This window comes from Enterobacter sp. CM29 (assembly GCF_013179605.1).
Lineage (GTDB): Bacteria > Pseudomonadota > Gammaproteobacteria > Enterobacterales > Enterobacteriaceae > Enterobacter > Enterobacter intestinihominis.
The window spans coordinates 1-8,631 of record NZ_JABMCU010000191.1 but is presented as its reverse complement, the minus strand read 5'-3'; the positions used below and the strand labels follow the sequence as shown (position 1 = coordinate 8,631).

At 59.0% G+C, this 8,631-nt stretch carries 6 protein-coding genes and 2 pseudogenes; all 8 read right to left on the bottom strand.

Features of this window, described 5'->3' with window-relative positions:
* Nucleotides 1-386 (bottom strand): annotated as a pseudogene (locus tag HP459_RS18890) (PTS sugar transporter subunit IIC); the annotation flags it as partial.
* 51 nt (nt 387-437) lie between these two features.
* Nucleotides 438-1,814, bottom strand: coding sequence for a glycoside hydrolase family 1 protein (locus tag HP459_RS18885; protein WP_022647532.1), 1,377 nt, complete (start codon nt 1,812-1,814; stop codon nt 438-440).
* A 161-nt stretch (nt 1,815-1,975) separates the two neighbouring features.
* Complete coding sequence (locus HP459_RS18880) at nt 1,976-3,016, bottom strand: aldo/keto reductase (RefSeq protein ID WP_058646138.1); 1,041 nt, start codon at nt 3,014-3,016, stop codon at nt 1,976-1,978.
* 102 nt (nt 3,017-3,118) lie between these two features.
* Entirely contained in the window at nt 3,119-4,642 is a 1,524-nt protein-coding gene (locus HP459_RS18875; RefSeq protein ID WP_023299652.1) for an efflux transporter outer membrane subunit, read from the bottom strand.
* The gene (locus HP459_RS18870; RefSeq protein WP_022647529.1) at nt 4,642-6,213 is read right to left on the bottom strand and encodes a DHA2 family efflux MFS transporter permease subunit; all 1,572 of its coding nucleotides are present in this window, start codon (nt 6,211-6,213) and stop codon (nt 4,642-4,644) included. The genes HP459_RS18875 and HP459_RS18870 overlap by 1 nt, the downstream gene beginning before the upstream one ends.
* Nucleotides 6,210-7,304, bottom strand: a complete 1,095-nt coding sequence (locus HP459_RS18865; RefSeq protein WP_171936636.1) for an HlyD family secretion protein — start codon at nt 7,302-7,304, stop codon at nt 6,210-6,212. The genes HP459_RS18870 and HP459_RS18865 overlap by 4 nt, the downstream gene beginning before the upstream one ends.
* 101 nt (nt 7,305-7,405) lie before the next feature.
* A complete protein-coding gene (locus HP459_RS18860) occupies nt 7,406-8,515 on the bottom strand; it encodes an anion transporter (RefSeq protein ID WP_023299650.1) in 1,110 nt (369 codons plus the stop codon).
* Nucleotides 8,512-8,631 (bottom strand): annotated as a pseudogene (locus tag HP459_RS18855) (iron dependent repressor, metal binding and dimerization domain protein); the annotation flags it as partial. The gene HP459_RS18860 and the pseudogene HP459_RS18855, both read right to left, overlap by 4 nt.

Here is an 8,631-nt window from a genome sequence, read left to right as displayed (position 1 = left end):
GGCGTAATCTGTAAGCGCATCGGCATCATGATGATGAAGCTGCTGACGGCGATAACCACTGCCGAGACCGGATTGTCGAAATCTTTGTTACGCGCCAGCGACCAGGCGATCATCGGCGCCAGCAGCAGCGCGGCGATGTTAAGCGTGCCGTTGATAATCGCCTCGCCCCACACTTTAAACTGCGTGAGCGTGTCGCCTTCCAGCACCCATGGAAACACGACGTTGTTCACCAGCACCGCCAGACCGGCGAGGATGAAAATCGGCATCACCGTGGCGAAAGCGTCCCGCAGGGATCGCAGGTGTACCTGGTTTGCCAGGCGCGCCGAGAACTCAACAAATTTATCGACAAAAGACTGCATGTGCGGTGTTATTTTTGTTTCAGACATAGCGGAGTATTCCCATCAATCAGTCACAAAAACGGCCCGGCAGCGTACGGCTTACATCTCGCGTCCGTTAGTATGGATAACCTGTTTTAACCACGCGTAGCTCTTCTTCGGCACGCGCTTAAGGTCTTTCAGGTCGTGATTTTCACGGTTGACGTAGACCACGCCGTAGCGCTTACGCATGTCACCCTGCGAGCTGAGAATGTCGATTAAGCCCCAGCCGAGGTAGCCCATTACCTCTGCCCCGTCCTCGAATATTGCCGCTTTCATCGCCTCGATGTGCGCCCGGTGGTAGTCGATGCGGTAGGTGTCCTCGATCGGGTTTACCCCGTCCCAGGACTCGATCACGCCGATGCCGTTTTCAATCGGGAATACCGGCATCCGCCAGTCGTTGGCATAGCGGGTGATGATGGTGCGAAAGCCCAGCGGGTCGATCTGCCAGTTCCACTCGGTGGCTTTCAGGTACGGGTTATTTTTCTCGCCATGCAGCAGGTAATGGTTCACCGGCGTGCCTTCAGGAATGGCATCGCTGTCCAGCGTTTTGCTGGCGTAATAGCTGAAGGCCATAAAGTCGTTCTTCGTGCGCGCAAACAGCGCGAGATCGTCTGCGCGGTAGATATCACCGAAGCCCTCCTGCTCCACCACCGCCATCACCGCCGGGCTGTAGCCCTGTCCCGCGAAGACGCGCAGCAGGTTCTGGTTGAGGAATTCGTCGTACTGCTGGGCGCAGAAGATATCACGCGGTTTGCAGGTGGCTGGATAAATCAACTGGTGCGCCAGCATGCCGCCCATCAGCTTGCCCGGCTTAGTCTGGTGCAGGTATTCGGTCAGAGTCATGTGCGCCACCATCGCATGGTGCTGAAGCTCATACAGCTCGCGCAGGGTTTGCTCGCCTTTCATGTAACCGGAAATGCGAAAAGCTTCCGGCATATGGAAAATGTTCTGCTCGTTGAAGGTCAGCCAGTACTTCACGCGATCGCCGTAGCAGTCGATCATCTTCTTGCCGTAGCGGATAAAGGCCTCCATCACCCGGCGTTCGTTGAAGCCGTTGTACTCCTGCGCCAGCGCCAGCGGCATATCGAAGTGGTAGAGGCAGACCATCGGCTCAATACCGCGGGCGAGCAGATCGTTAATAAAGCGGTCGTAAAACGCGATACCTTCGGCGTTGAACTCGCCGTCACCCTGCGGGCAGACGCGGCTCCAGGAGATCTGGAAGCGGTAGCAGTTCATGCCCAGATCCTGCATTAGATCGAAATCTTCCCGGTAGCGGTGGTAGGAGTCGGTCGCCACTTTCCAGTCGGAGATGTTTTCTCCTGCTTCCCGAATGTCATATACCGACATCCCCTTCCCGCCCTCATTCCATGCCCCTTCCGTCTGCATGCTGGATACCGAGTTGCCCCATAAAAAGTTGGCTGGCAGTGATTTGTTCATGGTCTCTCCCTATATGACTAGTCATTTAAATTTAATGACTAGTCATATAGATCGAGATGAAACATCAGGCAAAGAGAAGGAGCATTTTTTGTGAGGTGGGTTGAAATAAAGACCAGAGATAGTAGCCCCGGTAAGCGAAGCGCCTCCGGGGAAAAGGAAGGTTACTGCTGCGCGAGCTGACTACGACGGTATTCCCCCTGCCGCTCCAGCATCCAGCCTGGATATTCGCGCGGCAGCGCACTGACGGCATCAAGCTGTTTAAGCTCGTCTTCGCTTAAGCGGATCCCGGTGGCGGCAATATTATCGTCCAGCTGATCGACGCGTTTCGCACCAATAATGACGCTGGTCACCGCTTTTTGATGCAGCAGCCATGCCAGCGCGATTTGCGCCACGGAGACGCCCCTACGCTCGGCAATGACGCGCATTACGTCCACGCAGTCGAAGGCGCGATCTTTATTCACCGGCGGGAAGTCAAATTCCAGACGGCGGCCCCCGGTTTCGCTCTGCCCGTCACGACCGTATTTTCCGCTCAGCAGGCCGCCCGCCAGCGGGCTCCAGACCATCAATCCGACGCCTTCGCTCTGCATCATCGGCACCAACTCGCGCTCCAGGTCACGTCCGGCAATGGTGTAATACGCCTGCAACGATGCGAAACGCGCCAGCCCAAGACGTTCAGAAATACCGAGCGCTTTGGCAATCTGCCACGCAGTCCAGTTCGAGACGCCGATGTATCGCACGTGACCGTGCTGCACAAGGTTATCCAGTGCGTAAAGCGTCTCCTCAATGGGGGTCGCGGGGTCGAAACCGTGCAGCTGATAGAGATCGATATGATCGAGCTGCAGGCGGCGCAGGCTGTTCTTTACGCTGTCGATAATGTGATAGCGCGAGCCGCCGCGTGAGTTCACTCCCGCCGTGCCCGTTTCACCAAACACCTTTGTGGCGACCACCACGTTTTCACGTGGAACGTTCAGGTTTTTCAGCGCCTGCCCGAGGATCTCCTCCGAGCGTCCTTCCGAATAGACGTCGGCAGTGTCGATAAAGTTGATGCCCGCGTCCAGCGCGCGGCCCACCAGCTGCTCGGCTTCGTTTTGCCTTAGCTGGCCAATCTTGCCCCACATGCCGCCCTCGCCGCCGAAGGTCATGGTGCCGAGGCAGAGTTCAGAAACAAACAGTCCGGTATTGCCCAGTTTTTGATAACGCATAACGCTTTCCTCGCATGTCGATTGGGTGTCTGTTAGTTATACCCGCCCCCCAGCCATCGCGAATGTGGCGTTCCTGTCCGTTTCTTGCCCAATCCTCTGAATCTATCCGCGCGGGGCATCGCCAAAGACGCTGTAGTCTGGCAGCTGAACCTGCTGATACGGCTCCCAGCCGCCGCCGAGGGCTTTGTAGAGCGCCACCAGGTCAAGCGCGCTCTGCACCTGCGCCTGCGCCCGCTGCTGTTCGGCCTGAGCGAGCTGACGCTGGGCGTCCAGCACGTCAATAAAACTGGCGATCCCCTGTCGGTAGCTGTCGCTGGCGAGATCAAAAGCGTTTTGCAGCGCGTCGATGGTTTTCGCCAGGCCCGCCTCACGCTGCTGGTCAGTGCGATAGCTCACCAGCGCGTTTTCAACGTCGCCGAGCGCCGTCAGCACCGTCTGACGATAGTCCAGCACCGCCGCCCCTTGCTGTGCGCGGGCCACCTTGACGCTGGAGACCAGCCGACCGCCCTGGAAGATGGGGATGGAGACCTGCGGACCGAAGCTGTAAAAGTGGCTGCTCCAGTCGGTCAGCCAGCCGGATTCGCTGTTACGCAGGCCAAACTGCCCGGAGAGGGTGAAGCTTGGGAACAGTTCGGCTACCGAGACGCCAATTTGCGCCGTGGCGGCATGGAGGTTCGCCTCGGCTTCGCGCACGTCCGGGCGACGACGCGCCAGCGTTGACGGAATGCCGGTTTGCACAATATCCGGCAACGCTGGCATCGGCTGCACGGATTGTAATTCGGCATCCAGCGCCCCCGGCGGTTTGCCGAGCAGGATGGCCAGCCCGTTCATCGCCTGACGTTCCTGCGCCTGATACTGCGGCAATTGGGCTTCAAGATTGCCCAGCTGCGCCCGGGCGTTTTCTACGTCCATCTGCGGTGACAGCCCGCCCCGCTGGCGGCTTTCGGTCAGATCCAGCGTCTGCTGCGCGCTTTCAATTTGCGTATTAAGCGTGGCAATGATGCTCTGCGCCCCTCGCAGCTGTAGCCACGCCCGCGCCACTTCGGCTTCCAGCGAGACCAGCGCATCGTTACGCTGCTCGATCGCCGCCCGCTGCTGCGCCTCGGCCGCTTCTACCTGACGGCGCACCTTGCCCCACAGGTCGATTTCCCACTGAGCGTCGAAGCTGCCCTGATAGAGGTTAATCGGCTGCGTCAGCGGGCCTAACGCGCTTCGCAACTGCGGATCGACATTATTCAACTGGTCATACACGCCGTGGGATTTCAGCTCCCCTTCCAGCCCAAGCTGCTGGCGCGTCGCCTGCACATTGCCATTCACCGACGGGAAAAATGCCCCGCCGGCCTGGTTAATCTGTTCGCGCGCGCCGGCAATGCGCAATACCGTTTGCTGTAGCGTCAGATTTCCGGCGATGGCGCGTTCAATCAGGCTGTCGAGCTGCGGCGAGCCGAAGGTTTTCCACCAGCGCGGGTTGGTGGCGGCGGAGGACGTTTGCGATTTCACCGCGCCGTCGCCCTTATCGTTCCAGTGCGTGGTGGCGGGCGGTGCAGGCTGTTGGTAGTCCGGCCCGACGGCGCAGCCCACCAGCAGTGTCATTATCATCAGGGGGTGTAAACGTCTGTGTATCATCAGTGTGCTCCTGCACTCCCCTCGCTCTTAACCGGCGAGAGCAACAAACAAAACGGAATCAGTAAGAAGGCCACCGCGCTCAGAATGGTGAAGACGTCGATGTAGGCCAGAAAGCGCGACTGCTCGATCATGGTCTGGTACATCCGCCCGGTGGCAATGCCGGTCGGATCGCCCACCTGAGTGGTGAAGTTCTGGATCGCCTGGGCGCTTTCGCGTATCGCCAGCTGGAACTGCTCATTAAACGGCGAAGCGTGGTAAGCCAGATGCGCGCTGTGCGCCTGCGAGCGCTCGGTGATCGCCGCCGTCGAGAGCGAAATCCCAATCGAGCCGGCCACGTTGCGGAACATGGTAAACAGCGCCGCCGCGTCGGCGTTAAGCCGCCTCGGGATCGAGATAAAGGCGATGGTGGTGAGGGGCACAAACAGGAACCCGAGTCCAATCGACTGGGCGCTGCGGAACAGCACCAGCGTTTCGAAATCGATATCCGGTGTCAGCGTCCGGGACCAGAAGAACGACACCGCCAGGCAGGTAAAGCCGAAGGCGATGATCCAGCGCGTCTGCACCACCGGCATCAGCTTCAGTACCAGCGGAATAGTCAGCACAATCAGCACCGCGCCGGGCGAGAGCACCAGCCCGGACCAGGTGGCGGTATAGCCCAAATCCTGCTGCGCCAGTTGCGGAATAACCACCGAACTGCCGTACAGGATCATCGCCATCCCCGCCATCAGCAGGCTGGAGATCGCAAAGTTGCGATCCTTCATACAGTGCAGATCCACCACCGGCTTTTTGGCATACATCAGCCAGTAGATCGCGCCGATAATGCCGACCAGCGTCAGTACCGCGAAGGTGCGGATAAAGTTCGAATAGAACCAGTCATCATCTTCGCCCCGGTCGAGCATCACCTGCAAACAGCCAAGTCCGAGAGCGATCAGGCCGATCCCCGTCCAGTCGACGGTGAGCTTCTCTTCCGACTTTTTCTCCCACGGCGGATCTTCCAGCAGCTGATAGATGGCCAGCACCGTCACAATCCCTACCGGAATATTGATAAAGAACACCCAGCGCCAGGAGTAGTTATCGGTGATCCAGCCTCCCAGCGTCGGGCCAAGTACCGGCGCGACGATAATGGCAATGGATGAAAGGCCAAAGGCTTTGCCCCTGTCCTCCGGCTTGAAGTAATCGAGCAGCACCGATTGCTGCGTGGGCTGCAACCCGCCGCCAAAAAAGCCCTGCATCACACGGAACAGGATGATTTGCCAAAGCTCGGTGGCGATGCCGCACAGGAACGAACAGATGGTGAACATCACAATGCAGATCAGGAAGAACTGCTTGCGTCCAAACAGCCGGCTCAGGAAGGCCGAGATCGGCAGCACGATGCCGTTCGCCACCAGGTAGCTGGTGAGCACCCAGGTAGATTCGTCATAGCTGGCCGAGAGCGATCCCGCGACGTGGGGCAGCGCCACGTTGACGATGGTGGTGTCCAGAATTTCCATAAACACCGCCAGGGTGACCACAATCGCCACCGCCCACGGGTTACTGGCGGGCTTCCAGTTTTCGTGGCTGCTGTCCGTCATTCCACGGTGACCTTCGGTTCAACCGACAGCCCCAGCGGCAGCGGTTTGTTCGGATCCAGCCCCTTATCAATGACGATTTTCACCGGCACGCGCTGAACGATCTTCACAAAGTTACCGGTGGCGTTTTCCGACGGGAAGGCGGAGAAGCGCGAGCCGCTGCCCTGCTGGATGCTGTCAATATGGCCTTCGAGCGCCATATCCGGCCAGGCATCGACGGACACGGTCACTTTGTCGCCCGGCTTCATACGTTCAAGCTGCGACTCCTTGAAGTTCGCCACCACCCACACGTTCGGGGAAACCAGCGAGAACAGTGCCGTGCCTGCCTGCACCAGCGTACCAGGCTGGACGTTGCGTTTGGTGACAAAACCGTCGAACGGGGCGCGGACTTCGGTATAAGAGAGGTTCAGGTTGGCGGTTTCCAGCTGCGCTCTGGCCTGATCGACCTGCCGTTCGCGGGCTTCGACGTTAGTCTCCTGCTGGCGGATTTGCAACTGGACCTGCTCCGCCACCTCCAGTTGCGCCTGCGCGCTGGCCAGATCCGCCTGGGCACTCCGCAGTTGAGCGTTCGCGGCATCGATGCTTTGTTGTGTGGTCGCGCGGGGGTCAACGCCGCGCTGACGGCGGTACTCCGCCTGAGCGTTGGCCATATCCGCCTGGGCTTTCAGTACCTGGGCTTTGGCTTCATCGCGCTGGGCGGGATATTGCACCTTCGAGAGCGCCAGCTGCGCCTGCGCCTGATGCAACTGCGCAACCGCCAGCCCAAGCTGGGCCTGAGCCTGATCGCGCTGGGCGGTGGTATCACGCGGATCGATCACCACCAGCACATCCCCTTTCTTTACACGCTGGTTATCCCGCACGCGAAGTTCGGTAACGTAGCCTGCCGTTTTTGGGGCAATGGTCACTACGTCGCCGTCGGTGAAGGCGTCGTCGGTGGTCTCTTCGTTACGGGTCAAAAACCACCAGACCAGCGCCACGATCACCATCACGATGACCACGATGCCAAGGATAATTAACGGTTTTTTGCCCGGGCGCTTGCGCTCGTTATTGTTTTGATCCTGCTCGTCAGCAGGTGGATTTTGATCTTCTGCCATAGTTCAGCAACGGTCCTGTCAGTGAGCGGCATCACACTATGCCGTTCACTAAAGCTAGGACGTTGCTATACATTTGCCAGGAAAAACTGACAAATTGCGCACTATATGAGAAGGAATAGTCCGAAACCGACCGCCGCAGACCAGAGCAGCATCGGGATTGACCATAAATGGAAGCGCCACCAGATGCGGCGATCGTTGGCCATCCGCAGGGCGATGAGGTTGGCCAGCGAGCCGGGCAGCAGCCCAAAGCCGCCGACGTTGACCGCCCACGCCAGCAGTACCGTTGGGGGAACATAGTTAAGCAGCAAAATGGTGGACGGCACGTTACTGATCACCTGCGAGAGACCAATCGCCGTCAGCCATAGTCCCGGTTGCGACAGACCGCTGACGCTATGGAGAACGGTCTGCAATACCGGGAGCTGGATCAGTAGATGGACGTCAATAAACATCGCCATAAACACCAGCAGCAGCGTCCAGTCAACGCTCACCAGCACCCGCCGGGCGAGGAACAGGAAGCCACACGCCACCAGCAGCGCGCCCGCCAGCGCCTGGTTTAACTCCAGCGCGGTAATGAAAACGATATACAGTCCCAGGCAGCTCCAGACGAGACGCGGCTGCCACTGGGGGCCGGTGGTACCGCTGTGGTACTGCAACGATTTATTCGGGAAAGCAAACCAGCCCACCACCAGCAGCGTCGCCACGATCGCCAGCGCCAGCGGCGCCATCTGCCAGGTAAATGCGGTAAACGACAGGCCGGAGCGTCCCCACAGCAGAATGTTCTGCGGGTTACCGATCGGCGTGAGCAGCGAGCCTGCATTGACGGCCAGCGCTTCAAAGATAATCAGACGGGTAACCGGTATTTCGCACAGCTTACGCAGCGTGAGCGTAAGCGGCACCACGATAAACAGCGCTACGTCATTAGTGAGGAACGTCGACAGCAGCGCCGCCGAAAAGACCATGAACAGAGCCAGTTTGCGCTCGGTGGCGAAGCGGCGCACCATTTTGCGCCCCAGCACGTCAAAATAGCCGCTCAGCTCTACGCCTTTGGTGAGCATCATCAAACCGCTCAGGGTAATAATGGTGCGCCAGTCTATGGCCGCCGGCCAGGTGTGCGGCGTGAAGGGCACAAAGACGCTGAGCCCAACGCCAGTGATAAGTAAAAGATGGAAAAAACGATCGCGTTTCAGGGCCTGCAAGCCGGGGATGTTCATTCAGCGGCGGGGCCATATTTGAGCGTAAATTCGCGGAACTTCACCAGCGTCTCTTCGCTGACGTGGTGTTCCATACCTTCGGCATCCCGACGGGCAATTTCCGGGCTGACGCCCAG

Coding starts and splice junctions, on each gene's coding strand:
- HP459_RS18870 (WP_022647529.1), bottom strand. CDS start 6,213: ATGACGGACAGCAGCCACGAAAACTGGAAGCCCGCCAGTAACCCGTGG.
- HP459_RS18880 (WP_058646138.1), bottom strand. CDS start 3,016: ATGCGTTATCAAAAACTGGGCAATACCGGACTGTTTGTTTCTGAACTC.
- HP459_RS18860 (WP_023299650.1), bottom strand. CDS start 8,515: ATGAACATCCCCGGCTTGCAGGCCCTGAAACGCGATCGTTTTTTCCAT.
- HP459_RS18885 (WP_022647532.1), bottom strand. CDS start 1,814: ATGAACAAATCACTGCCAGCCAACTTTTTATGGGGCAACTCGGTATCC.
- HP459_RS18865 (WP_171936636.1), bottom strand. CDS start 7,304: ATGGCAGAAGATCAAAATCCACCTGCTGACGAGCAGGATCAAAACAAT.
- HP459_RS18875 (WP_023299652.1), bottom strand. CDS start 4,642: ATGATACACAGACGTTTACACCCCCTGATGATAATGACACTGCTGGTG.